Raw genomic sequence first — 24687 nt, 5'->3', positions numbered from 1 at the left:
GAGGTGAAAATAAAAAGAAGGCTATTTGTTAATGAGGTGATAATTCGTGGTTTAAATATGGATACAACTTATTTATTTTAATTCCCTGCGGCCTGCTTGCCGGGCGGCACTGCGTTTGCCCGGCCTACAAAACCGTAGGCCCGGTAAGCGTCGCGCCACCGGGCATTTACAGTATTAGCGTTTCTTACCCATCGCCGCTGCCAGCGCATCCATCATCGCGCTGTTGCCTGCTGGCTGTGCGTCACGTCCGCGTGGCTTCGCGGCTTTCGCTGCCGGACGCTGCTGTTCACGGCCACCGCCATTACCGCCACGGCGCGCGTTAGTGTCGCCCGGCTGCTCGTCCAGACGCATGGTCAGGGCAATACGCTTGCGCTGGAGATCCACTTCCAGCACTTTCACCTTCACGATGTCGCCCGCTTTGACCACGGTGTGCGGATCTTCAACGAACTTGTCGGCGAGGGAAGAGATATGCACCAGACCGTCCTGATGCACGCCGATATCCACAAACGCGCCAAAGTTGGTGACGTTGGTTACCGCCCCCTCCAGCACCATGCCCGGCAGCAGGTCGTTCATGGTTTCCACGCCGTCAGCAAAGGTCGCGGTTTTAAACTCAGGACGCGGATCGCGGCCCGGTTTTTCCAGCTCTTTGATGATGTCAGTGACCGTCGGCACACCGAACTGTTCGTCGGTGAAATCCACCGCTTTCAGGTTACGCAGCGCGCTGCTGTCGCCCATCAGGTCTTTAAGCGCCTGCTGAGTCGCGGCCAGGATGCGCTCAACAACAGGGTACGCTTCCGGGTGAACGGTAGAGGCATCCAGCGGGTTATCGCCGTGGTTGATGCGCAGGAAGCCCGCGCACTGCTCAAATGCTTTCGGCCCCAGACGGCTCACCTTCAGCAGCTGCTGGCGGTTCTGGAACTGACCGTTCTCATCACGCCAGGCGACGATATTCTGTGCCATCATACGGGTCAGGCCCGCCACGCGGGTCAGCAGGGGAACGGAAGCGGTGTTCAGGTCCACGCCGACGGCGTTAACACAGTCTTCCACTACCGCATCCAGCTTGCGCGCCAGCTGCGTCTGGCTCACGTCGTGCTGATACTGGCCCACACCGATGGATTTCGGGTCGATCTTCACCAGCTCCGCCAGCGGATCCTGCAAACGACGGGCGATAGAGACCGCGCCGCGCAGGGAAACGTCCAGATCCGGGAACTCCTGCGCTGCCAGCTCAGAGGCGGAGTAGACTGATGCCCCCGCTTCGCTGACGATCACTTTCTGCGCCGTCACTTTCGGGAACTGCTTCTGCACGTCGAGATAGAAACGTTCGGTTTCGCGGGACGCCGTACCGTTACCGATGGCAACCAGCTCAACGTTGTACTTCTCGCACAGCGCGGCGACGACGACAGCCGCTTTCGCTGCCTGACCGGTGTGCGGGTAAATGGTGTCGGTGGCAACCAGCTTGCCGGTGCCGTCAACCACGGCCACCTTCACGCCGGTACGCAGACCCGGATCGAGACCCATGGTGGCGCGCAGGCCAGCTGGCGCAGCCATCAGCAGGTCGTGCAGGTTACGGGCGAAGACGTTGATCGCTTCGTCTTCGGCGCGCTCGCGCACGGTGCCCATCAGCTCGGTTTCGAGGTGCATCAGCACCTTGATGCGCCAGGTCCAGCTCACCACGCCTTTGCGCCAGCTGTCCGCCGGGGCGTTGTTCAGGCGCAGGCCCAGATGATCCATAATGATCTGCTCGCAGTGGCTCTCTTTTGGCGGCTCGTCAAACTGCGGGTCGGCATTCAGGGAGAGTTGCAGCACGCCTTCGTTACGGCCGCGGAACATCGCCAGCGCGCGGTGAGACGGCGCGGTAGAAATGGGTTCGTGGTGATCGAAATAGTCGCGGAATTTCGCGCCTTCTTCCTCTTTGCCGGACACCACGGTGGAGACGATATGCGCGTTCTTCCACAGGTAATCACGCACTTTGGCCAGCAGCGCCGCGTCTTCGGCGAAGCGCTCCATCAGAATATAGCGAGCACCGTCCAGCGCGGCTTTGGTGTCTGCTACGCCTTTATCGGCGTCGATAAACTTGGCGGCTTCGGTTTCCGGATCGTGAGACGGCTCGTTCCACAGCAGATCGGCCAGTGGCTCAAGGCCGGCTTCGATCGCAATCTGCCCGCGCGTGCGGCGCTTCGGTTTGTACGGCAGATAGAGGTCTTCGAGTTCGGTTTTACTCAGGGTACCGTTAATGGCTTTTTCCAGGTCACTGGTCAGCTTGCCCTGCTCGCCGATAGATTTGAGGATCGCCTGACGTCGGTCTTCCAGCTCGCGCAGATAGCCCAGACGGGTCTCCAGGTTTCGCAGCTGCGTGTCATCCAGACCGCCGGTGACTTCCTTACGATAACGTGCAATAAACGGCACGGTGTTCCCTTCATCAAGCAGGCGAACGGCAGCTTCTACCTGTTCGGCTCTGGCCTGAAGTTCACCCGCAATAATGCGGCAGAGCGACTCTTTCATCATGGTCAGTTCATCTTGTGGATCGAAAATCAGGGGGATAGTTATACGGGCTGACACCAAAAAATGCCAGCCGGGGAGGGCGCTCTCGGACTATTTAACATACACGATTTCGTTGACGTACCAGCTTGCTTCACCTGCGGGCGTCTGGACAACGGCTAAATCGCCCACCTCTTTTTTCAGCAGGGCGCGGGCCATGGGTGAATCGATAGAAATGTAATCCTTACGACCGAAAATTTCATCATAGCCGACGATACGAAAACGCAGGGTATCGCCGTTGTCGTTTTCAATTTCGACCCACGCGCCGAAGAACACTTTACCTTCCTGCTGCGGGGAGTAATCGACAATTTTGAGATTCTCGAGACACTTCGTCAGGTAGCGTACCCGGCGATCGATTTCGCGCAGTCGCTTTTTATTGTACTGATAGTCCGCATTCTCGCTGCGGTCGCCCAGGCTTGCGGCCCAGGTGACTTTTTTGGTCACTTCCGGACGCTCTTCGCGCCACAGGTAATCCATCTCTTTTTTGAGTTTCTCGTACCCTTCGCGGGTGATCAGAGGCGTTTTCATGGTGCAGCCTTTAATGCCGGTTAACTGTCTTTGCGCACAATACGTAGCGCACAGTGTAACAGACAAGATTAATAATGATTTATGTGATGAAATGAACAGATAAGCTGCTGTTAAATATGCTTTGTAACAATTTCGTCTAGAATTTATACCAGAATTTGCTGGTCGAACCCGTGCACTTTTTTAGAATACGCTGTTCCAGGCTTATCCGAACCTTTGGGAGTACACACAATGCAAGAGAACTACAAAATTCTGGTCGTAGATGACGACATGCGCCTGCGTGCGCTGCTGGAACGTTATCTGACCGAGCAGGGCTTCCAGGTTCGTAGCGTCGCGAACGCGGAACAGATGGATCGTCTGCTGACGCGTGAATCTTTCCACCTGATGGTGTTGGACCTGATGCTGCCTGGCGAAGACGGGCTCTCTATTTGCCGCCGTCTGCGCAGCCAGAGCAACCCGATGCCGATCATCATGGTGACGGCGAAGGGTGAAGAAGTCGACCGTATTGTCGGCCTTGAGATTGGCGCTGATGACTACATTCCAAAGCCGTTTAACCCGCGTGAACTGCTGGCGCGTATTCGCGCCGTGCTGCGTCGTCAGGCGAACGAACTGCCGGGCGCGCCATCTCAGGAAGAGGCCGTCATTGCATTCGGTAAGTTCAAGCTGAACCTCGGCACCCGTGAGATGTTCCGTGAAGATGAGCCAATGCCGCTCACCAGCGGTGAGTTCGCGGTGCTGAAAGCGCTGGTCAGCCACCCGCGTGAGCCGCTCTCCCGTGACAAGCTGATGAACCTGGCGCGTGGTCGTGAATACTCCGCGATGGAGCGTTCTATCGACGTGCAGATCTCTCGTCTGCGTCGCATGGTGGAAGAAGATCCGGCGCATCCTCGTTATATTCAGACCGTTTGGGGTCTGGGCTACGTGTTTGTCCCGGACGGCTCTAAAGCATGAGGCGAATGCGCTTCTCGCCGCGAAGTTCGTTTGCCCGCACGCTGTTATTGATCGTCACCCTGCTGTTTGTCAGTCTGGTGACGACCTACCTGGTGGTGCTGAACTTTGCAATCCTGCCGAGCCTCCAGCAGTTTAATAAGGTGCTTGCATACGAAGTGCGTATGCTGATGACCGACAAACTGCAACTGGAGGACGGCACGCAGTTGGTTGTTCCCCCGGCGTTCCGTCGGGAAATCTACCGTGAGCTGGGCATTTCTCTCTACTCGAACGAAGCGGCGGAAGATGCCGGCCTGCGCTGGGCGCAGCACTATGAATTCCTCAGCCAGCAGATGGCGCAGCAGCTTGGCGGCCCGACGGAAGTGCGCGTTGAGGTCAATAAAAGCTCGCCGGTTGTCTGGCTGAAAACCTGGCTGTCACCCAACATCTGGGTGCGTGTTCCGCTCACCGAGATTCATCAGGGCGACTTCTCACCGCTGTTCCGATACACCCTGGCGATCATGCTGCTGGCCATCGGCGGCGCATGGCTGTTTATTCGTATCCAGAACCGACCGCTGGTCGACCTGGAGCATGCGGCATTACAGGTCGGTAAAGGTATTATCCCACCGCCGCTGCGCGAGTATGGCGCATCGGAAGTGCGCTCGGTAACGCGTGCGTTTAACCACATGGCGGCAGGCGTTAAACAGCTGGCGGACGACCGTACGCTGCTGATGGCGGGGGTCAGCCATGACCTTCGCACGCCCCTGACGCGTATCCGGCTGGCGACGGAGATGATGGGCGAGCAGGATGGCTATCTTGCAGAGTCCATCAACAAGGATATCGAAGAGTGTAACGCCATCATCGAGCAGTTTATCGACTACCTGCGCACCGGGCAGGAGATGCCGATGGAGATGGCGGATCTGAATGCGGTTCTGGGCGAAGTGGTTGCTGCCGAAAGCGGCTACGAACGTGAAATTGCGACCGACCTTCAGGCAGGTGAGATTCAGGTACGTATGCACCCGCTCTCCATTAAACGCGCGGTGGCGAATATGGTGGTCAACGCGGCGCGCTACGGCAACGGCTGGATCAAAGTCAGCAGCGGTACGGAACTCAACCGCGCCTGGTTCCAGGTGGAAGACGATGGCCCGGGCATCAAGCCTGAGCAGCGTAAGCACCTGTTCCAGCCATTTGTGCGCGGCGACAGCGCGCGCAGCACCAGCGGAACCGGCTTAGGCCTGGCGATTGTGCAGCGTATTGTGGATAACCATAACGGACTGCTGGAAATTGGCACCAGCGAGCGGGGTGGTTTGAGCATTCGTGCGTGGTTACCGGTGCCGGTTTTACGGGGTCAGGTGAAAGAGAGTTAAAAAGGGTGGGGCCTGATGCCCTCACCCCGGCCCTCTCCCACGGGGAGAGGGAAAAAACATTAAAAAAGGCAACTTTCGTTGCCTTTTTGCTTTTACCTACAGCTTCGGTCCCGCACTCACCAGCGCAGCACCCGCCGGGGTGTCGGTATACTTCTCGAAGTTTTCGATAAACAGTTTCGCCAGCGATTCAGCCTTCTCACGCCACTGTTCCGGTGAACCGTAGGTGTTACGCGGATCCAGGATACGCGTATCCACGCCCGGCAGCGCTGTTGGGATCGCCAGATCGAACATCGGCAGCGTAAAGGTCTCGGCGTTATCCAGCGAACCATCCAGAATCGCGTCGATGATGGCGCGTGTATCTTTGATGGAGATACGTTTGCCCGTACCGTTCCAGCCGGTGTTTACCAGGTATGCCTGGGCGCCGGATGCCTGCATGCGTTTCACCAGCACTTCCGCGTACTGCGTTGGGTGCAGCGACAGGAACGCCGCGCCGAAGCAGGCGGAGAAGGTTGGGGTTGGCTCGGTCACACCGCGCTCGGTACCCGCCAGTTTAGCGGTAAAGCCGGAGAGGAAATGGTACTGCGTCTGGCTGGCGGTCAGGCGGGAAACCGGTGGCAGCACGCCGAATGCATCTGCGGTCAGGAAAATCACCTTCGTGGCGTGACCCGCCTTCGATACCGGCTTGACGATGTTCTCGATGTGGTAGATCGGGTAAGAGACGCGGGTGTTTTCGGTTTTAGACGCATCGTCGAAGTCGATAGAGCCATCGGCACGCACGGTGACGTTTTCCAGCAGCGCATCGCGGCGAATCGCGTGGTAGATATCCGGCTCTGCCTCTTCCGACAGGCGAATGGTCTTCGCGTAGCAGCCGCCTTCAAAGTTAAACACGCCGTCATCATCCCAGCCATGTTCATCGTCGCCAATCAGACGACGTTTTGGATCGGTGGACAGCGTTGTTTTACCGGTGCCGGAAAGGCCGAAGAACACTGCTACATCGCCTTTTTCCCCGACGTTCGCCGAGCAGTGCATGGAGGCGATACCGCGCAACGGCAGCAGGTAGTTCATGACCGAGAACATCCCTTTCTTCATTTCGCCGCCGTACCAGGTACCGCCGATCAGCTGGATACGCTCGGTCAGGTTGAAGGCGATAAAGTTTTCGGAGTTCAGACCCTGCTCTTTCCACTGCGGGTTGGTGCATTTCGCGCCGTTCATCACGATAAAGTCAGGGGTGAAGTCTTGCAGTTCTTCATCGGTTGGACGAATGAACATGTTCTTCACAAAATGCGCCTGCCAGGCCACTTCGGTGATAAATCGTACGGAGAGACGGGTGTCGGCGTTAGCGCCGCAGAACGCATCAATAATAAACAGACGCTTGCCGGAAAGCTGATGGGTGACAAGTCCTTTCAGATGCTGCCAGGTTTCCGGGGAGAGCGGTTTGTTATCGTTCTTACCTTTGCCCTTATCAGCCCACCACAGCGTATCGCGGGTGGTGTCATCTCGGACGATATACTTATCTTTCGGCGAACGACCGGTAAAAATACCCGTATCGACGGCGATAGCACCCAGGTTCGTCAACACACCACGCTCGTATCCTTCCAGTGCCGGATTGAGCTCTTCCTGATACAGCGTATCGTAATCGGGGTTGTAGACCACTTCCTGGACGTCGTGAATACCATAAGCCTTGAGATCTTGCGGGGTTAAACCATTAACACGCATATCACTGCTCCTTAGCCAATATGTACTGCCTGAAATTGTAGGGTTTTTCTGGGGATGTTAACCGCGACGGGGCTCATAGATTTACGTATCTGGTCAAAACCCTTACTAACGGAAAACGCTGCGACTCCAGTCACAGGGCGGGCAGATTATCGCAGGAATCGCTTTTTGGATGGGGAAAATGTTCTTAAAAGGTTAATCTCTGGTGAATTTATCCAGAAGAATGTGAATGTAATCGCATACATGTAAGAAAATTACGTAAGGGTTACACTGGGAAAACGATTCAGGTCTCTTGGGTCAGCTATTTTCAGAGTTTGAGGTGGGGGCCAGAGTTTTGCTTTGATGAGACAATAGATTTTTCATGAACAAGGGATGAGAAATGGAAAACCGTGAGACGTTATCCGCTTTAACGCGCGTAGCCGTCGTGCTGGCGGGGGCTCTACAGGGCGTAATTTGCTATGTAATCACGTGGTATATCGAGTACGCAAAATTGCCATCGGATACGCTGTGGCTGATGTGTGTAGTACCTGCCACCGTGGTAATGACAACCACGTTGTCGCTTGCCATGACGTCATCCAGAAAGCCATTTTTGTGGCTGTCACTCGGGATGATCGGCGCGGCAGTCGCGGGTATGGGCGGCTGGCTTAAGTGGAGCGTTGCAGGACTCGAAAGCTGGAATCTCAGAGATGAGATGCTCGTTTTCGGCTTTCATCTGCTGCTGATGACGCTGTTCGTGTTGCCATGGCTTCAGCGGCGTTTGGATCCCGTCCCGACTACCTCGTTCTACAGCGACTTTTATCAACGAAACTGGCATAACGCGCTGACACTGCTCATTATTTTTGTTTCGAATGGTCTCTTCTGGCTGGTGCTTTTCCTCTGGGCCGAGCTTTTCGAACTTATCGGCATCGGCTTTTTTGATCGGCTTTTCTTTCATTCTGACGGGTTTATTTCAGTGGCGATTGGCGTGGTTTCAGCCAGTGCGGCCGTGCTCACGCGTATGCAGGTAAGGTTAATCCTTGCCCTGCAAAATCTGCTGACCCTCATCGCCACCGGTCTGCTTCCCCTGATGGCGGCGCTGGCGCTGCTCTTTATTGGCGCGTTGCCTTTTGTCGGCTTTGAATCCATTTCAGCCAGAATATCCGCCGCGGGCTTGCTGACCACCTTAGCGCTGCTGCTGTTATTCCTGGTGACGATAGTGTGGCATCCACAGCGTCAAACACTGCCTTACTATGCCCCGCTGCGAGGGATGATTCGCCTCGCTGTGGCTATCGTACCCGCGTATCCGGTTCTGGCGGGGTGGGCGCTGTGGCTACGCATTTCGCAATACGGCTGGTCACCCGAGCGTCTGTACGGGGTATTGATAACCATCGTGGCGCTGGTCTGGGCGATCGGTTTTTGCGCCAGCGCTCTGATTCAGCGCCGTGAACCGCAGAAGATCCATGCGTACGTCATCCCGGCGACCGGGCTGCTTTCCCTCATTTTCCTGGCGTTGGTCCATACCCCCGTGCTGGATCCGTGGCGAATAAGTGTTGCAAGCCATATGGCCCGCTATCAGGACGGCAGAATAACTGCGGATCAAGTCAGCCTGTATATGCTCAGTAACGCTGGACGAAAGGGGCGGGAGGCGATGCTCACGCTGCAAAACGATCCGCAGTTTATCTCTAACCCAAAACGCCAGCGTGAAATAAATGGTCTTCTCTCCAGGAATGCTGGCGGAGCAGGTAAGATGACCGCCGCGATGCTGGAAAAACAGGTCCAGCTCGCACCGGGAATGGCTCATCCTGATAAGACATTGTGGCAAGCCATGCTCAGCAATCAGTATCGCTTCGAGAGCTGCGATAGCGCCCAGAGTAACTGTTTACTTATGCCGCTGGATCTTAACAGCGACGGCAAGCCGGAAGCCGTGCTATTTCAATTTACCGATCGCACGATCGTGGCTTACACACAAACTAACACGGGCTGGAGGATCGCCGGGGACGCGTGGAAAATGCCGGAGGCATTGACCAGAGGAGAACTTGACCGCGCATTAAGGCAGAGGAAAGTGAAATCTGTCGTGAAGCCCTGGGCGGATATTGAGATTTTTGGGGAGCGTGTCGATATGAGCTACGACAGTTACAATAATGCGCAGTGGCGTTAGTGCTTTTTCTTGCCGGGTGGCGCTACGCTTACCCGGCCTACAATTAGCAATCATATCAAAAAATTGCACAATTCATTGTAGGCCCGTGCGAGCATAGCGCCGCCGGGCATCAGGCTCAGAGCTTAGTGAACCTGCGGATCCGCCGGAGAGGCGTTATTGCGGATCTCCGCGATATCCATCGAATTGAACACGTAGTGCGTACCGCAGTAGTCACAGTGCATATCGATTTCACCGTCTTCCGCCATGATGCTGTCGATCTCTTCATCCGGCAGCGTTTTCAGGGCACCAGCACAACGCTCGCGGGAGCAGGTGCACTTAAATTCCACCGCCTGCGGATCGTAAACCGTCACTTCTTCTTCGTGGTAGAGACGCCACAGCACGTCGGTCGCCGACAGGGTGAACAGCTCTTCCGCTTTGATGGTTTCCGTCAGCGTTGCCAGATGCTCGAAATCATTGGTCTGTGCATCCTGCGCAGGCAGAACCTGAAGCAGCATACCACCGGCAGCAGGCTGACCATCTACTTCACCGGTGCGGATGAACAGGCGGGTTGGCAGCTGTTCGGAACGCATGAAGTAATCTTCCAGGCAGGCGGCAAGCGTATCGCCTTCCAGACCGACAACGCCCTGATAGCGCTCACCCTCTTCAGGCGAAATCGTGATAACCAGGTAGCCATTTCCGACCAGCGTTTTCAGATCCGCATTTTCAGGGATATCGCCCTGAACGCGCGCCACGCCGCGCATTTGCTGCTGGTTATTACCGTTGATCACCGCCAGCGACATCGGGCCATCACCCTGCAACTGAACGGTAATATCGCCAGCGAACTTCAGCGTGGCGGTCAGCAGGCTGGTGGCAACCAGCAGTTCGCCCAACAGGGTTTTCACCGGCAGCGGGTAGTTGTGGTTTTCCAGAATCTGTTTCCAGGTTTCGGATACGGTGACCAGCTCGCCGCGCACGGCAAATTGTTCAAACAGATAGCGGTGTAATTGGTCGTGTTGGGCCATTTTCATCTCTCGTGCAGGTGAGGGTTACTCGCTCTCACCGTGTTTAAATTTCATCAGATCGCGGCGCTCTTTTTTATCCGGTCGCCGGTCCGGGTGAGGCATAGTTAGCGCGTTCATTTTGCGCGCCAGCGCGGTTTTCTCGCGCTTCTCTATGCTTTCGGCCGTCTCTTCATACAGCAAAACGGCTTCGGTTGCGGGCCGCCGTTGTTCGGTAATGGCTTTCACCACCACCGTTTTCTCATCGTTGCCCTGGCGAAGCGTTAACGTGGCATTCAGTTCAACCAGCTTGCTCGGTTTGCTGCGCTGACCGTTGTAATGCACCTTTCCGCCGTCAACCATTTCACGGGCAAGGGCGCGCGTTTTGTAAAAACGGGCGGCCCACAGCCATTTATCCAGTCTTACCCCATCAGAGGGTTTTTCTTTCATGGCGTCTCCTTCACGGTAAGTGAGGGGATCATCCGGCGATAGTCGTTCAGCCCCGGATGTCGCAGATAGCTTTTTTCAGCCAGGCCGGAATCCGGATTAGTCACGCCCAGACAATAGCGAATGCCAAAAGCGGCCGCAGAATCCAGAATCGGCTCGCTGTCGTCAATAAACAGCGTGCGTTCCGGCTGTAAACCGGTCTCTTCCACCACGGCATGCCACAACCGCTGATCCTCTTTCGGATAACCAAATGTGTGGGTGGAAAGCAATAAATCAAGGTGCGAAGCAAGACCGGTATGTTCCAGCTTCACGGCCAGGTTATGGGGATGCGCATTTGTCAGCAAAATACGGCGCTTACCGCAGGCTTTCAGCGCGTCCAGGAACGGGACCGTATCTTCGCGCAGTACGGCGCGTGCGCCCTGGGCGGTGGTCATGGCACAAATATCCAAACCGAGTCGCTCGCTCCAGTAGTCAAGACAGTACCAGTTTAGCGTATGCTGCACCGCGCTATATTGCGAACGAATGAATTCCTGCGCTTCTGCCGGGGAGATCCCCTGCTGTTCACCGTAAGTTTCCGGGACCAGCTTTTGCCAGAAATAGTTATCAAAGGCGAGATCAAGCAGCGTGCCGTCCATATCAAGCAGGACGGTATCGACCGCCTGCCAGTCGATATCAAGATGCATAAGGGGGAACTCCAGCCAGAAGAAACGTGCGCGACAGGGTAGCACAACTTGTCGCGCAGGGACGTTATCCGATCAGGCTCTCAGAAGAGGAGATCAGTTTCGGGTTAAGGCAATTTTCGTAGTAGGCCTGGATTTCTGCCAGCCGCGTGCGGGAACGCTGATAGCGGCGTACGGCCTGATAACCGTTCCAGACGATGCACGCCAGCATCGCAATCAGCAGCAGGGATGTCCCTATATAGCGCCACAGGCCAGCGCTATCCGGCATACGGTGCAGGCCAATATGACGCGTGCCGTTGGCGTCGGTGAAGAGGGTGGTGACGATCCCTTCCGCGCTGAATGGCGTCTGCATCAGCATCTGCGCCAGACGCTGGAATTCGCTCCACTGCTCCTGGGCAGGATAGTCATACAGCGAAACCTGCGGATAAGGTTGATCCACCAGGTCGCTGCCTTCATCGCTGGCAATCACAAAACCGCCCGGCGCCGGGCTGTTAAGCGCCTGGGCGGCACGGGTGGTTTCACGCATCACGAAGGGGGCGGTAGAGGTCGCCACCAGATTATCCAGCGACTCGGCGCTGACCGGACGCAGAAGCACGTTCACACCGTCCAGGCGTCCCGCTTCGGCGCGTTTCACCAGCGCGTCCCAGTCTTTGCTGTTGCCGAGGTTGACGAGCGCGTTCTTCAGCCGGATACAGTCATCCTGGGCGGAACAGAGATCCTCGGTTTTCAGGACGATTTCGCCAAAGTCATCCAGCAGCACCATGCCCGACTTCTGAATAGCCGAACGCAGGGCAGGGCTGACGCGAGAATCATCATCCGGTTTTGGATGGAGCTGGCGATTAATCGTCTGGGTGAGCGCAGTGGCCTTATTGACCACATCCGATTCCGGCAGCGGCAGCGGAGAGGCGTCATTCCAGATGATCTGAGAGCAGTCGAACGGCGCGAACGGCGAGTTCTGGCGCGTGTTCCAGGCACCCGGTGAGTGGATATTACACATCCCGGTGCCTTTCAGCCGCAACGTATCTCCCACGCGTACACCCGCTTCTTCGAGCTGCTGTACGCTGGTGGCTTCCACGGTTTGCGCCCCTTTGATCCATGACAGGGTAAATTTAATTGGCATATCCAGCGGCACGAAAAGCAGCAGCATGAGGAAGATTAACGCGGCGCCACCGGCAATCACCGCGCTGCGAAGCCAGTGCTGAAGCGGGAAGTTTTTTACTTCGTCGTGCAGGGATAAGTAACGTCCCTGGCGTACAACGTGGCGGTCGAGATAGATATCAATATCCGTTTTGTGGCCCAGGTCCTGCGCAATCCACGGCTGCCAGTGGCGTGGATAGATAAGATCGATGATCCCGAGCGAGATATTGTTGATATGTTCCTGATCGTTTTCGCCGAACAGTCCCCAGCGTTTTGGGGTTCCGCGCAGGCAGTGAATTTCGCGTAATGACGTTTTTGCCGGCGGGGCAAATATGCCCCACAGCCCGGCGGCCAGAAGCAGTACTGCGCCACCCGCGAGCCACGGAACAAACACGTCCGGCGTCAGCAGGCAGATGAAAAAGAGCAGGAACGAGACGACAATCAGCACCGCTTCGCGAATGCCATCCGGGCGGCTCAGGACGTACTCTTCATGCGTTTCCTGGCGGATGTTGAGCAGTTCAATCTGCTCTGTCTCTTCACCACGAATAGAGGCCTGCGTTCCGCTCGCGCGTTCCAGCGCAAAGCGTGGCGCTTCTTGAACATATTCGCTCAGAGTATGACCATTAAGGGAGATAACCAGCGGCAGCGTATCGGTATGGATGAGCTCGACGCTGTTTTCGTCGTTAATATACTGTTCCCAGAAGGGAGGCAGGTGTACTTCAACAGAGTCGAGATAGTAACGCCATTTGTTGGGATCGTCGGTTGTGATGCCATAGCGGGTAATGGAGCGCGTCACGCACAGAACGGTGTCGCTTTGGGCGTTAAGGTTGAGCGATACGGGGGCGGCGCTGGCGCCGGTAGGGCCAGGCGAAAGCCGGGATCGGTTCAGCGTGTCGAGATACTGCTCAACGGTGCTGCGTTCCTCTGGCGAAAGCTTGCGCGTGTTTGCCCCGGCGAACGCGTTTAAAAAGGGCAGCCGATAACGGCGATGTACGCGGCGCCTGAATACCCACACCGCAATCGACGCGCAGGCCAGCACAGCAGCGAGAAAAATCAAAATGGTGCTCATGCTTTCCCCATCTTACTTATCTTCTTACAGGTGTTGTCAGTCGCACCTTTTGTACAATGAATGAGATTCTGTGGTCGGCTATCGGCAAGTATGGAGTCTAACTTGAGCATGTTGACGCGCATCCCAGTGACCGGTAATGATAACAAAGCCTGTTCCGGCGCGATATCAGCAAATTCCTGGAAACATTTCAACCTCTTGACATTTGTTTTGAAATGAGAATCGCATTCAATTACGTTGCATAAATGTAAATAAAGAGCAATTGACATTGCCGAAACCGTGCGGCGTATCGCACAATAAAGCCAGTTCACCCAGCAAAGACCCGTCAAGATGACCAAACCCTTACAAAAGCCCACCATTCTGAATGTTGAAACCGTCGCGAAATCGCGTCTGTTTAATGTCGAAAGCGTGGATCTGGAGTTCAGCAACGGTGTGCGTCGTGTTTATGAGCGTATGCGCCCCTCCTCGCGTGAAGCGGTGATGATAGTGCCTATCGTCGACGAGCACCTGATCCTCATTCGTGAATACGCCGTGGGCACTGAATCCTACGAGCTGGGCTTCTCCAAAGGACTGATCGATCCGGGCGAAACGGTGTTTGAAGCGGCAAACCGGGAGCTGAAAGAAGAGGTCGGCTTTGGCGCGAAAGAGCTGACGTTCCTGAAAAAGCTGAGCATGGCGCCGTCCTATTTTTCCAGCAAAATGAACATCGTTGTCGCGGAAGATCTCTATCCTGAATCGCTGGAAGGAGACGAGCCGGAACCGCTGCCGCAGGTTCGCTGGCCGCTGGCTCATCTGATGGATTTGCTGGAAGATCCTGACTTTAACGAGGCACGCAACGTGAGCGCACTGTTCCTGGTACGAGAGTGGCTGAAGGGGCAGGGGCGTTTGTAGCGCCACCATTAAAAACGGCAACCGAAGGTTGCCGTTTTGCATTGACGTTGTAGGCCGGGTCAGGCGTAGTCGCCACCCGGCTTTTTTGTCGGCGTCAGAACAGCTCGTGCGTCTCGCCGTTATCAATGATCTCTGTACCCACCTCATGCACTGCCTGCGTGGTTGGCTGCGTACCCTCGATGAAATACTCGGCACGGCTGTTGCCGCCATTCGCGAGCTGTCCAGTGCTGCGGTCAATATTGATCGTGACAATGCCCGGCGGAGGCGTTAGCGGCTGCTCCGGCACGCCCTCGAGAGCGGCCTTCATGTAAGCATCCCACGCCGGTTGCGCACTCTTAGCCCCACCCTCATAACCGGAAATCTGATCTTTAATCGCGCCAGAAGCGGTTGTGCGCCCCAGAGTGCGGCGGTGATCGTCAAAACCAATCCAGACGGAGGTAACAACGCCCGGGCCATAACCTGAGAACCAGGCATCTTTTGAACTGTTGGTTGTCCCGGTTTTGCCGCCGATGTCGTGGCGCTGCAAATCGCGGCCCGCTCGCCAGCCGGTGCCTTGCCAGCCCGGTTCGCCAAAGATGTTGGTGTTCAGTGCGCTCTTAATCAGGAACGACAGCGGCGTGCTGATCACGTGCGGGGCGTACTCCTGCGCGCCACTCTGGGCGACCAGCGCCTGATTGGCCTGTTCCAGCTGAGGCTGCGGCACCGCCAGATTCTGACGTTCCTGAGAGATCGCCACATCTTCCATATCCTTGTTTTCCAGGACATTGGATTTTGGCGTGTCGCCGTAAATCACCGGAATATCGCATTCAGGGCAGGCAATTTTCGGTTTCGCTTCAAACAGTACGCCGCCCTGATCGTTCTCGATTTTGCTGATGAAATACGGATCGACCAGGAATCCCCCGTTCGCCATCACCGAGTAGCCACGAGCGACCTGGAGCGGCGTAAAGGACGCGGAGCCGAGCGCCAGAGATTCGGTATGAACAATGTTTTGCGCCGGGAAGCCGAAGCGTTGCAGATACTCTGCCGCATAATCAACGCCCATCGCACGCATCGCGCGAACCATGACCACGTTCTTCGACTGGCCAAGGCCCTGACGCAGACGGATAGGGCCAGCGTATTGCGCCGGAGAGTTCTTCGGCTGCCAGTCAGAGCCCGCACCGGCATCCCAGCGGGAAATTGGCACGTCGTTGAGAATGCTGGCGAGCGTCAGCCCCTTATCCATCGCCGCGGTATACAGGAACGGTTTGATGTTCGAACCAACCTGACGCAGTGCCTGGGTCGCGCGGTTAAATTTGCTCTGGTTGAAATCGAACCCGCCAACCAGCGCCATCACGGCACCGTTCTGCGGATTGATGGAGACCAGCGCAGAGTTGACGTCCGGCACCTGCGCCAGCCACCAGGCATCACCGACCTGACGGACCCAGATTTGTTGTCCGGTTTGTACCACATCGGTCACTTTACGTGGCGTCGGGCCCTGAAGAGTGTCAGAGCGGTACGGACGCGCCCAGCGGACACCCTCCATGCGCAGCGAAACGGATGTACCATCGGCCATCATCGCCACCGCTTCCTGCGGATCGGCCTGGGTGACCACAGCCGGACGCAGCGGGCCATAGGTCGGCAGCGCTTTCAGGGAATCAGTAATTTTTTTGCTGTCCCATGCGCCTTCGCCCACTCTCCACAGCACGTTGGACGGGCCGCGATAGCCGTGACGCATATCGTAATCCATCACGTTATTACGCACCGCCTGCTGGGCAGCCTGCTGTACCTTGCGGGTCACGGTGGTATAGACGCGATAACCATCTTCATACGCTTTATCACCGTAGCGACTCACCATCTCCTGGCGAACCATTTCAGTGAGATACGGTGCAGAGAAGGCGATTTCCGGCGCATGGTAATTGGCGTCAATAACGTCGCTGCGCGCCTTATCGTACTCAGACTGACTGATGTAGCCTTCGCTCAACATACGCGACAGCACCACGTTACGGCGCGCGGTGGCGCGGTCCTGCGAGTAGAGCGGGTTAAACGTGGATGGCGCTTTTGGCAGGCCGGCAATGGTCGCCATTTCGCTCAGCGTGAGCTGATCGATCGGCTTACCAAAATAGACCTGAGCCGCAGCCCCTACGCCATAGGCGCGGTAGCCCAGATAGATCTTGTTGAGGTAAAGCTCAAGGATCTCGTCTTTGCTCAGCAGTTGCTCAATGCGGATCGCGAGGAACACCTCTTTGATCTTACGCATCAGCGTCTTTTCCGGGCTGAGGAAGAAGTTACGCGCCAGCTGCTGGGTAATAGTACTTGCCCCCTGAGAGGCATGACCGGAGAACAGCGCCACGCTTGCCGCACGGAAAATACCGACCGGATCGACACCGTGATGCTCGTAAAAACGGCTGTCCTCGGTGGCGATAAAAGCCTTCACCATCACGGGTGGAATTTGATTTAAGGTCAGTGGGATACGACGTTTCTCGCCGTATTGCGCCATCAGTTCACCATCGGCGCTATAGACCTGCATAGGGATCTGAAGCCGCACATCACGAAGCGTGGCGACATCAGGGAGTTGCGGCTCGACATATTTGTACAAACCAATAATCGAGCCTGCTCCCAGCAGAATGCAACAGACTGCAAGGATCAATAAATACTTTACGAACTTCACCGGAGATTTCCCATTTGGTTTAGCCTGGGCAGTTTCTAAACAATCGCGCGGTAGTATAAAGGCAAGCCTGATTCATTGATATAGCCGTCACTCCGACGGGCGATAAGGAGATCGTGAAGCATGGCTTTTAAAACGTGGCAAACAGGTGTTCATATTCAACAGGATAAGGTGGTTGCGTTAGCGCTGACCAGAGAGCGGGCCGGATGGCGTTTACGGCGCTGGTGGGCGGTGCCGCTGTCGGACGGCGTTATCGGGGAAGGCAAAATACTTAAGCCAGAAGAGCTGGTTAACGCATTACGTGGCTGGCGGAAAACATTGCCGCACTCGCATCGGGTATTCCTCTCATTTCCGGCAACGCGCGTTCTGCAACGCGCGTTGCCCCGTCCATCCGTTACCTTGCGTGACAGCGAACAGCTCACCTGGGTAGGCGCCGCATTAGCGCGTGAGCTGGAGATGCCCGCCGATACGCTCTGCTTTGACTACGCGCAGGATACGTTCAGCAACACTTTTCAGGTTACCGCAGCGCAAAACAGAGAGGTCGATACCCTGTTGACGCTGGCGAACGCGCTGCGTTTGCGTCTGGCAGCAATCGCCCCGGATGCCGGCGCGCTGGCTAATCTTCTCTCTGCTGTTGCCCCCGCCCGGTGCGTCGCCTGGAGAGATCAACACCAGTGGCTATGGGCGATGCGTCACCAGTGGGGGCGGCGCTACACCACAGAAGCGGCGACGGTGAATGAACTGGCGGCGCTGCTTGCGCTTTCTTCTTCTGATATCGCCGTGTTTGATGCTGCCCGCGATCCCTGGGAAGCGGTGACGCTGTGCCAGCCGCCGCTGCCGGAATGCGGTGCTGATTACACCGTCGCCCTGGCGCTGGCCATGAGCGAGGCGCCGTAATGAGCATGCCCAATCTTTTACCCTGGCGTCGGCAGCAACGTAATCAGCGCCTGCGTTTCTGGGGGCTGCTGTTTGCCGCCTCATTGCTGGTGATGCTGGCGGGTGGTTTCAGTCTGCGGGCGACGCAGTCTCTCGCGTTACAGGCGTTGCAGAGCGAACTGGCGGGGACTCGGGCGGTGCAGAAAGTATTGAGAGCCCGTCAGCCGCAGTCAGCGGGGCTGAAAACCCCTTCGCCGCCGTCTGATCCGGCCTGGCAACCCGCGCTGGAATCGCTTGCCAGCGCAATGCCCCGGCAGGCGTGGCTGACGGCGCTGCGTTATCAGCCACCCTCGCTGACCCTGACCGGCTATACCACTTCACTGCCAGCGCTCGCAGCCATGACCGATGCGCTGAAAAGGGTGACGGGATTTAACCCCGGACCGGCAGGCGAACTGCAACAGGATAGCCTGGGGCGATGGATGTTCTCTTTTAAACTGCATAGCCGGAGGTAGCCGGTGGGTATCTGGTATCAACGCTGGGCTGATGCACGTCCTTCCCGGCGCGTCCTTTGCTGGTTGATCGCGTCGGGGCTTGTTGCGTGGGCAATTTGGGGACTGCTGCTCAGGCCCGCTGCTCTGCGTTACGCCGATGTTCAGGCGCAGGCCATCAGTGCGAAGCGAATCAACGCCTCGCTGTGGCCAGAGGCCGGACGGCAAGCAGTGTTTACGCAAGTGACGCCCTCGCGGCCCTTTTCTCCCCTGGCATTTCAGCGTGAGGACGCAAGGCTGGTGTACTGGAAGCCGCAGCAGAGTGGGGGAGAGCTGGCGCTGGATGCCTCATGGGGCGCGGTTCCGGCGCTCTTTTCCCGGCTGGCGCTTGAGAACGTGCGGGTGAGTGCGTTTTCCATCATCCCACAGGGCAAACAGTTACGCCTCAGCCTGCAACTGGAGATCGGTCATGCGCAGTAAAGCCCGTTTAGTCATCCTGCTTTCTCCGCTTTTCCTGACCGGGATGCGGGATCCCTTCTCTGTGCCGGAAGAGCGTTGCGCAGCCGGGCAGCTCAGCCAGTGGCGGTATCAGGGGATAGTCAGCGGCAGCAGGGATATCGGCCTTATGCAGGACGGGCAGAAACGCTGGCACCGGGTAAAAACGCAGATGCGGTTACCGACAGGCTGGCGGGTGAGCGCGATAGATAGACAACAACTGACCGTTGATGTCGGCGATATGTGCGAGCCGAAGCGATGGACATGGCAACGAGAAGGAACGAAAAAAAGTGAAGATAAGGATAGGGCTGTTACTGGCGGTACTCAGCCAGCCCCTGTGGGCCGCGACGCCAAAACCGGTCACCCTGCTGGTGGATGATGTCCCGGTGGTGCAAATATTACAGGCGCTGGTAGCGCAGGAGGATCGCAATCTGGTGGTGTCGCCGGATGTCAGCGGTTCGCTTTCGCTGAATTTAACGCGGGTGCCCTGGAGGCAGGCGCTTCAGACGGTAGTGAACAGCGCCGGGCTGGTATTGCGGGAAGAGGGCGGCATTTTTTATGTGCATACGGCGGCCTGGCAACGGGAGCAACAGACGCGTAAAGAGCAGGAGCGGGCCCAGCGTCTGCTCGACGCCCCGCTGCACTCTCACAGCATTCCGTTTGCTTATGCGGATGCGGCCGAATTGCAAAAAGCGGCGGAAAAGCTCTTAAGCCCGAAAGGCAGTCTCTCCGTCGACAAGCGCACCAACCGTTTCCTGGTCAGGGATAACCAGACGGTGGTGGATATGCTCCAGCGCTGGGCTGTGCAGATGGATCTGCCCGTCGAGCAGGTGGAACTGGCGGCGCAGATTGTGACCATCAGTGAAAAAAGCCTGCGTGAACTGGGGGTGAAATGGAACCTCGCTGACGCAACGGAGGCCAGTAAAGTGGGTCAGGTCACGACGCTGGGTGCGGACCTGTCGGTGGCCAGTGCGACCACCCACGCAGGGTTTAACATCGGGCGCATCAACGGCAGGATGCTGGATCTTGAGTTGTCGGCGCTTGAGCAAAAGCAGCAGGTGGATATCATCGCCAGCCCGCGGCTGCTGGCATCGCACATGCAGCCGGCCAGCATCAAGCAGGGCAGCGAAATTCCGTATCAGGTTTCCAGCGGCGAGAGCGGGGCGACATCCGTTGAATTTAAAGAGGCGGTATTAGGCATGGAGGTCACGCCGGTGGTTCTGCCGGGCGGTCGCGTGCGCCTGAAATTGCATATCAGTGAAAATATGCCTGGCCAGGTGCTACAACAGGCAGACGGCGAAACGCTGGCGATCGATAAGCAGGAGATCGAAACGCAGGTAGAGGTAAAAAGTGGGGAAACGCTCGCGCTGGGCGGGATCTTTTCGCAAAAGAATAAAACCGGACGCGACAGCGTGCCCGTGCTGGGCAACATTCCGTGGCTGGGTCAGCTGTTCCGCCATGACGGAAAAGATAACGAACGGCGCGAGTTAGTGGTGTTTATCACGCCACGTCTGGTCAGTATTCAGTAATGGGTAACGATCCCCGCAATGATTTTGCATTCAGTTTGTTGCAGATGTTTGACGTGGGGCATGAATTAGCATACAAGGAGTACCGATTTGAGTTGGACTTACGTCTTATTTCCTTATGCGCCGGGAACGGTGATTTAATCAGTTGCCAAACAAGCCGGAGTATTGAGATAATTTTTCGTCTGACTCTCGCTCTATTGCAAATGAGGTTTCAGTTCATGTCCTGCTACGCCGGGTGTCTGCGCAGCGGGGATTACCATTAACGAATAGTCTTAGTAGTACCGAAAAAATGGCAGAGAAACGCAATATCTTTCTGGTTGGGCCTATGGGTGCCGGCAAAAGCACTATTGGGCGTCAGTTAGCTCAACAACTCAATATGGAATTTTACGATTCTGATCAAGAGATTGAGAAACGAACCGGAGCGGATGTGGGCTGGGTCTTCGACGTAGAAGGCGAAGAAGGTTTCCGTGACCGAGAAGAAAAAGTGATCAACGAACTCACGGAAAAACAGGGCATTGTGCTGGCAACTGGCGGCGGCTCTGTAAAATCTCGCGAAACCCGCAACCGTCTCTCCGCCCGTGGCGTAGTGGTCTATCTTGAGACGACCATCGAAAAACAGCTGGCACGCACGCAGCGTGATAAAAAGCGCCCGTTGTTGCAGGTTGAAACACCGCCACGTGAAGTTCTGGAAGCTTTGGCCGATGAACGCAATCCTCTGTACGAAGAGATTGCTGATGTGACCATTCGTACTGACGATCAAAGCGCTAAAGTGGTTGCAAACCAGATTATTCATATGCTGGAAAGCAACTGATTCTGGCTTTATATACACTCGCCTGCGGGTAAAAGCATTTAAGGTGGATGTCGCGTCATGGAGAGGATTACAGTTACTCTCGGGGAACGTAGTTACCCTATCACCATCGCGGCTGGTTTGTTTAACGACCCAGCTTCCTTCTTACCACTGAAAGCGGGTGATCAGGCGATGCTGGTCACCAACGAGACGCTGGCTCCGCTTTATCTCGACCGTGTACGTCACCTGCTTGAGCAGGCGGGCGTGAAGGTCGACAGTGTGATTCTGCCCGATGGCGAGCAGTACAAAAGCCTGACGGTACTGGATACCGTCTTTACCGCACTTCTGCAAAAACCGCACGGTCGTGATACAACACTGCTTGCCCTGGGCGGCGGCGTTGTGGGCGATCTGACCGGTTTTGCAGCCGCCAGCTACCAGCGCGGCGTGCGCTTTATTCAAATTCCAACCACGTTGCTCTCACAGGTCGATTCTTCTGTGGGCGGTAAAACGGCGGTTAACCATCCGCTCGGCAAAAATATGATTGGCGCGTTCTACCAGCCTGCCTCGGTGGTGGTGGATCTCGACTGTCTGAAAACCTTGCCAGCGCGCGAACTGGCGTCCGGCCTTGCAGAAGTGATCAAATACGGCATTATTCTTGACGGGGAGTTCTTCACCTGGCTGGAAGAGAATATGGATGCGCTGCTGCGCCTCGACGGGCAGGCAATGGCCTACTGTATTCGCCGTTGTTGTGAGCTGAAAGCAGAAGTCGTTGCCGCAGATGAGCGTGAAACCGGCTTACGTGCTTTACTGAATCTGGGGCATACGTTTGGTCATGCGATCGAAGCCGAAATGGGTTACGGTAACTGGCTTCACGGTGAAGCTGTCGCAGCCGGAATGGTTATGGCGGCGCGGGCCTCTGAACGTCTGGGGCAGTTCAGGCCGGAAGAGACAGCACGTATCATCGCGTTGCTTAAACGTGCTGGCTTGCCGGTAAGTGGTCCGCAGGAAATGTCTGCGCAGGCGTACCTTCCCCACATGATGCGCGATAAAAAAGTATTGGCAGGTGAGATGCGTCTGGTACTCCCGCTTGCAATAGGGAAAAGTGAAGTGCGCGGCGGAGTGCCGCACGAAGTCGTACTTGGCGCTATTGCTGATTGTCAGCAGGCGTAACAACTAGAAAGGTCAGACCGCTGTAACAGGTGGTCGTTTTAGCTTCAGGTTAATGCAGAGTCGTTGGCAGAAGCCTTTGAGTGGGGTGTTAAATGGATGAATTCAAACCAGAAGACGAGCTGAAACCCGATCCCAGCGATCGTCGTACTGGTCGTTCTCGTCAATCTTCAGAACGTGATAACGAGCCGCAGATCAACTTTGACGATGTCGATCTGGATGCAGACGATCGTCGCCCTTCGCGTAGCCGCAACGCGCGCAATGAGCGTGAAGACGAGGAGTTTGAATCCGAAGAAGAGTTAATGGATGAACAGCCTGTTGAACGTCGACCGCGCAAGCGTAAAAAAGCGGTAGCGGCAAAACCGGCCTCCCGTCAGTACATCATGATGGGCCTTGGCGTTCTGGTGCTGGTATTGCTGATTGTCGGCATTGGTTCCGCGCTAAAAGCCCCTTCTACCCATTCTACCGAGCAGACCGCGTCTGCCGAGAAGAGCATCGACCTGTCTGGTAACGATGCGAGCAACCAGGCGAATGGCGCTCAGCCTGCGCCGGGCACCACTTCCGCAGAGCAGACCGCAGGCAACACCAGCGCCGGTCAGGATATCTCTCTGCCGCCTGTCTCTTCTACCCCGACTCAGGGCCAGGCGCCAGCTACGCCTGAAGGCCAGCAGCGTGTTGAGGTTCAGGGCGATCTGAACAACGCGCTGATGCAACCGCAGAATCAGGAACAGGTTAACGCTGCCGTGGTGAACTCCACGCTGCCAACTGAACCAGCCACCGTTGCGCCAGTTCATGGCAGCAATGCCCAGCAGCAGACGGCGGCAACGGAAACCAAACCGCGCCAGACGCAGACTGCACCACGCCAGGAGCGTAAGCAGGCTGTGATTGAGCCGAAGCGTGAGACGAAACCACAGGCCGTGGCAAAAGCGCCAGAAACGAAAGCGCCAGCGCAGACAAAACCTGCGGTGAGCCAGCCGGTTAAAGCGCCAACGCCTGCGGCAACCGCTGCACCGAAAGCAACGGCGACCACAACCGCACCTGCTGCAACAACACCTGCTGCAACAACACCTGCGGCTCCCGCAGCCAAAACGGGCGCTTCGCCAGGTAAAACGACGGGCAACGTGGGTTCTTTGCAGTCGGCCTCTTCCAGCAACTACACCCTTCAGCTGAGCAGTTCGTCTAACTATGACAACCTCAACGCCTGGGCGAAGAAATCGAATCTGAAAAACTACGTGGTTTATCAGACGACCCGTAACGGTCAACCGTGGTATGTGCTGGTGAGTGGTATTTATGCTTCCAAAGATGAAGCAAAACGTGCCGTTTCCACGCTGCCAGCCGACGTGCAGGCGAAAAACCCGTGGGCGAAGCCGATTCATCAGGTGCAGGCCGATCTGAAGTAATGTTTAAAGCGCAGGATGCTGTCGGAGCTTTCTCCACAGCCGGAGAAGGTGTAATCAGTTAGTCAGCATGAAAAAAAATCGCGCTTTTCTGAAATGGGCAGGGGGGAAATACCCCCTGCTCGACGATATTAAAAAGCACCTGCCGAAAGGCGAGTGTCTTATCGAGCCCTTCGTGGGTGCTGGATCGGTGTTCCTGAATACCGATTTTTCTCGTTATATCCTGGCGGATATCAACAGCGACCTTATTAGCCTCTATAACATCGTCAAACTGCGTACCGATGAGTATGTGGAAGAGGCACGGAAGCTGTTTACGCCAGAGAACAACAACCCGGACGTCTACTATCAGTTCCGCGCTGAGTTTAATCAAAGCCAGGATCCGTTCCGTCGCGCGCTGTTGTTTCTTTATCTCAACCGCCATGGCTACAACGGTCTGTGCCGGTATAATCTGCGTGGCGAGTTTAACGTGCCGTTTGGCCGCTATAAGCGTCCTTATTTCCCGCAGGACGAGCTGTATCACTTTGCTGAAAAAGCGCAGAATGCCGAGTTCTACTGTCTCTCATATGAAGAGTGCATGGAGCTGGCGGGCGTAAACTCGGTGGTCTACTGCGACCCGCCTTACGCGCCGCTGTCTGCCACGGCAAATTTCACCGCCTACCACACCAATAGCTTCAGCCCGGCCGAGCAGGCTCGTCTGGCTGAGATGGCGGAAAAGCTGGTCAGCAAAAGAATTCCGGTGTTAATTTCGAATCACGACACGCCTGATACGCGCGAATGGTACAAAGCCGCGAAGCATTTTCAGGTAAAAGTGCGGCGTAGCATTAGCAGCAACGGCGGCACACGTAAAAAGGTGGACGAACTTCTGGCGCTTTATCGACCCTGAGCCTTTGCCCGCCGGTAAA

General features: G+C 56.3%; 21 protein-coding genes. 13 read left to right on the top strand and 8 right to left on the bottom strand.

Annotated features, from left to right (window positions below; translation table 11 throughout):
• Positions 1-174 precede the first annotated feature (174 nt).
• Together ACOTXD_RS18855 and greB are read right to left on the bottom strand one after the other, a co-directional pair.
• Entirely contained in the window at positions 175-2505 is a 2331-nt protein-coding gene (locus ACOTXD_RS18855; RefSeq protein WP_023314958.1) for a Tex family protein, read from the bottom strand.
• Between the two features lie 87 nt (positions 2506-2592).
• On the bottom strand, positions 2593-3066 hold the full coding sequence (gene greB / locus ACOTXD_RS18850; protein WP_003861614.1) for a transcription elongation factor GreB: 474 nt from the start codon (positions 3064-3066) through the stop codon (positions 2593-2595).
• Between the two features lie 228 nt (positions 3067-3294).
• On the opposite strand from greB, the gene ompR reads away from it, so the two are divergent.
• Positions 3295-4014 carry a two-component system response regulator OmpR gene (gene ompR / locus ACOTXD_RS18845; protein WP_001157751.1) on the top strand — a complete coding sequence of 240 codons (720 nt, stop codon included), beginning with the start codon at positions 3295-3297 and terminating at the stop codon, positions 4012-4014.
• On the top strand, positions 4011-5357 hold the full coding sequence (gene envZ / locus ACOTXD_RS18840) for a two-component system sensor histidine kinase EnvZ (protein WP_003861615.1): 1347 nt from the start codon (positions 4011-4013) through the stop codon (positions 5355-5357). Before ompR ends, envZ begins: the two co-directional genes overlap by 4 nt.
• A 96-nt stretch (positions 5358-5453) precedes the next feature.
• Here envZ and pckA read toward each other — a convergent pair whose 3' ends face one another.
• Positions 5454-7073: a phosphoenolpyruvate carboxykinase (ATP) gene (gene pckA / locus ACOTXD_RS18835; protein ID WP_003861616.1), complete on the bottom strand. Its 1620-nt coding sequence runs from the start codon at positions 7071-7073 to the stop codon at positions 5454-5456.
• A 376-nt stretch (positions 7074-7449) separates the two neighbouring features.
• Between pckA and ACOTXD_RS18830 the strand changes: the two genes are divergently transcribed.
• Positions 7450-9207 (top strand): DUF4153 domain-containing protein, encoded by a 1758-nt coding sequence (locus ACOTXD_RS18830; protein ID WP_061856068.1) that lies wholly within the window; start codon positions 7450-7452, stop codon positions 9205-9207.
• Positions 9208-9329: 122 nt separating this feature from the next.
• Here ACOTXD_RS18830 and hslO read toward each other — a convergent pair whose 3' ends face one another.
• The 4 genes from hslO to ACOTXD_RS18810 form a co-directional block, all read right to left on the bottom strand.
• Entirely contained in the window at positions 9330-10214 is an 885-nt protein-coding gene (gene hslO, locus ACOTXD_RS18825; protein ID WP_006812239.1) for an Hsp33 family molecular chaperone HslO, read from the bottom strand.
• A gap of 18 nt (positions 10215-10232) precedes the next feature.
• Positions 10233-10634, bottom strand: coding sequence for a ribosome-associated heat shock protein Hsp15 (gene hslR / locus ACOTXD_RS18820; protein ID WP_003861618.1), 402 nt, complete (start codon positions 10632-10634; stop codon positions 10233-10235).
• A complete protein-coding gene (gene yrfG, locus ACOTXD_RS18815) occupies positions 10631-11314 on the bottom strand; it encodes a GMP/IMP nucleotidase (protein ID WP_023314955.1) in 684 nt (227 codons plus the stop codon). Before yrfG ends, hslR begins: the two co-directional genes overlap by 4 nt.
• Before the next feature lie 64 nt (positions 11315-11378).
• On the bottom strand, positions 11379-13517 hold the full coding sequence (locus ACOTXD_RS18810) for an intracellular growth attenuator family protein (protein ID WP_003861620.1): 2139 nt from the start codon (positions 13515-13517) through the stop codon (positions 11379-11381).
• A 327-nt stretch (positions 13518-13844) separates the two neighbouring features.
• Here ACOTXD_RS18810 and nudE point away from each other — a divergent pair, with 327 nt between their 5' ends.
• Positions 13845-14405 (top strand): ADP compounds hydrolase NudE, encoded by a 561-nt coding sequence (gene nudE / locus ACOTXD_RS18805; RefSeq protein ID WP_003861622.1) that lies wholly within the window; start codon positions 13845-13847, stop codon positions 14403-14405.
• 94 nt (positions 14406-14499) lie between these two features.
• Here the strand turns inward: nudE and mrcA are convergent, their stop codons facing one another.
• Positions 14500-17052 carry a peptidoglycan glycosyltransferase/peptidoglycan DD-transpeptidase MrcA gene (gene mrcA / locus ACOTXD_RS18800; RefSeq protein ID WP_045336127.1) on the bottom strand — a complete coding sequence of 851 codons (2553 nt, stop codon included), beginning with the start codon at positions 17050-17052 and terminating at the stop codon, positions 14500-14502.
• Positions 17053-17172: 120 nt separating this feature from the next.
• On the opposite strand from mrcA, the gene ACOTXD_RS18795 reads away from it, so the two are divergent.
• The 9 genes from ACOTXD_RS18795 to dam all read left to right on the top strand — a co-directional run bounded on the left by ACOTXD_RS18795 (position 17173) and on the right by dam (position 24668).
• On the top strand, positions 17173-17946 hold the full coding sequence (locus tag ACOTXD_RS18795) for a hypothetical protein (protein WP_048241724.1): 774 nt from the start codon (positions 17173-17175) through the stop codon (positions 17944-17946).
• Positions 17946-18437, top strand: coding sequence for a PilN domain-containing protein (locus ACOTXD_RS18790; RefSeq protein WP_023314951.1), 492 nt, complete (start codon positions 17946-17948; stop codon positions 18435-18437). The genes ACOTXD_RS18795 and ACOTXD_RS18790 overlap by 1 nt, the downstream gene beginning before the upstream one ends.
• Positions 18438-18713: 276 nt before the next feature.
• Positions 18714-18893 carry a hypothetical protein gene (locus ACOTXD_RS18785; protein WP_022651950.1) on the top strand — a complete coding sequence of 60 codons (180 nt, stop codon included), beginning with the start codon at positions 18714-18716 and terminating at the stop codon, positions 18891-18893.
• Entirely contained in the window at positions 18883-19287 is a 405-nt protein-coding gene (locus ACOTXD_RS18780; RefSeq protein WP_003861627.1) for a HofP DNA utilization family protein, read from the top strand. The genes ACOTXD_RS18785 and ACOTXD_RS18780 overlap by 11 nt, the downstream gene beginning before the upstream one ends.
• Entirely contained in the window at positions 19199-20437 is a 1239-nt protein-coding gene (gene hofQ, locus ACOTXD_RS18775; RefSeq protein ID WP_023314949.1) for a DNA uptake porin HofQ, read from the top strand. The genes ACOTXD_RS18780 and hofQ overlap by 89 nt, the downstream gene beginning before the upstream one ends.
• Positions 20438-20723: 286 nt before the next feature.
• Positions 20724-21245 (top strand): shikimate kinase AroK, encoded by a 522-nt coding sequence (gene aroK / locus ACOTXD_RS18770; protein WP_003861630.1) that lies wholly within the window; start codon positions 20724-20726, stop codon positions 21243-21245.
• Positions 21246-21302: 57 nt separating this feature from the next.
• Complete coding sequence (gene aroB, locus ACOTXD_RS18765) at positions 21303-22391, top strand: 3-dehydroquinate synthase (RefSeq protein ID WP_003861631.1); 1089 nt, start codon at positions 21303-21305, stop codon at positions 22389-22391.
• 92 nt (positions 22392-22483) lie between these two features.
• The gene (damX, locus tag ACOTXD_RS18760; RefSeq protein ID WP_045349841.1) at positions 22484-23788 is read left to right on the top strand and encodes a cell division protein DamX; all 1305 of its coding nucleotides are present in this window, start codon (positions 22484-22486) and stop codon (positions 23786-23788) included.
• A gap of 67 nt (positions 23789-23855) precedes the next feature.
• A complete protein-coding gene (gene dam / locus ACOTXD_RS18755) occupies positions 23856-24668 on the top strand; it encodes an adenine-specific DNA-methyltransferase (protein ID WP_003861633.1) in 813 nt (270 codons plus the stop codon).
• Positions 24669-24687: the final 19 nt, after the last annotated feature.

The organism is Enterobacter cloacae complex sp. CDL013 (genome assembly GCF_049238805.1).
GTDB classification, from domain to species: Bacteria; Pseudomonadota; Gammaproteobacteria; order Enterobacterales; family Enterobacteriaceae; genus Enterobacter; species Enterobacter hormaechei_C.
This window is presented reverse-complemented; position numbering and strand designations above follow the sequence as displayed.

Bases quoted from the DNA above. Each gene is read 5' to 3' on its own strand.
- yrfG (WP_023314955.1), bottom strand. From the start codon at position 11,314: ATGCATCTTGATATCGACTGGCAGGCGGTCGATACCGTCCTGCTTGAT.
- ACOTXD_RS18830 (WP_061856068.1), top strand. From the start codon at position 7,450: ATGGAAAACCGTGAGACGTTATCCGCTTTAACGCGCGTAGCCGTCGTG.
- ACOTXD_RS18790 (WP_023314951.1), top strand. From the start codon at position 17,946: ATGAGCATGCCCAATCTTTTACCCTGGCGTCGGCAGCAACGTAATCAG.
- pckA (WP_003861616.1), bottom strand. From the start codon at position 7,073: ATGCGTGTTAATGGTTTAACCCCGCAAGATCTCAAGGCTTATGGTATT.
- ACOTXD_RS18780 (WP_003861627.1), top strand. From the start codon at position 18,883: ATGCGCAGTAAAGCCCGTTTAGTCATCCTGCTTTCTCCGCTTTTCCTG.
- ACOTXD_RS18810 (WP_003861620.1), bottom strand. From the start codon at position 13,517: ATGAGCACCATTTTGATTTTTCTCGCTGCTGTGCTGGCCTGCGCGTCG.
- envZ (WP_003861615.1), top strand. From the start codon at position 4,011: ATGAGGCGAATGCGCTTCTCGCCGCGAAGTTCGTTTGCCCGCACGCTG.
- ompR (WP_001157751.1), top strand. From the start codon at position 3,295: ATGCAAGAGAACTACAAAATTCTGGTCGTAGATGACGACATGCGCCTG.
- hslR (WP_003861618.1), bottom strand. From the start codon at position 10,634: ATGAAAGAAAAACCCTCTGATGGGGTAAGACTGGATAAATGGCTGTGG.
- hslO (WP_006812239.1), bottom strand. From the start codon at position 10,214: ATGAAAATGGCCCAACACGACCAATTACACCGCTATCTGTTTGAACAA.
- nudE (WP_003861622.1), top strand. From the start codon at position 13,845: ATGACCAAACCCTTACAAAAGCCCACCATTCTGAATGTTGAAACCGTC.
- dam (WP_003861633.1), top strand. From the start codon at position 23,856: ATGAAAAAAAATCGCGCTTTTCTGAAATGGGCAGGGGGGAAATACCCC.
- aroK (WP_003861630.1), top strand. From the start codon at position 20,724: ATGGCAGAGAAACGCAATATCTTTCTGGTTGGGCCTATGGGTGCCGGC.
- ACOTXD_RS18795 (WP_048241724.1), top strand. From the start codon at position 17,173: ATGGCTTTTAAAACGTGGCAAACAGGTGTTCATATTCAACAGGATAAG.
- damX (WP_045349841.1), top strand. From the start codon at position 22,484: ATGGATGAATTCAAACCAGAAGACGAGCTGAAACCCGATCCCAGCGAT.
- greB (WP_003861614.1), bottom strand. From the start codon at position 3,066: ATGAAAACGCCTCTGATCACCCGCGAAGGGTACGAGAAACTCAAAAAA.
- aroB (WP_003861631.1), top strand. From the start codon at position 21,303: ATGGAGAGGATTACAGTTACTCTCGGGGAACGTAGTTACCCTATCACC.
- ACOTXD_RS18855 (WP_023314958.1), bottom strand. From the start codon at position 2,505: ATGATGAAAGAGTCGCTCTGCCGCATTATTGCGGGTGAACTTCAGGCC.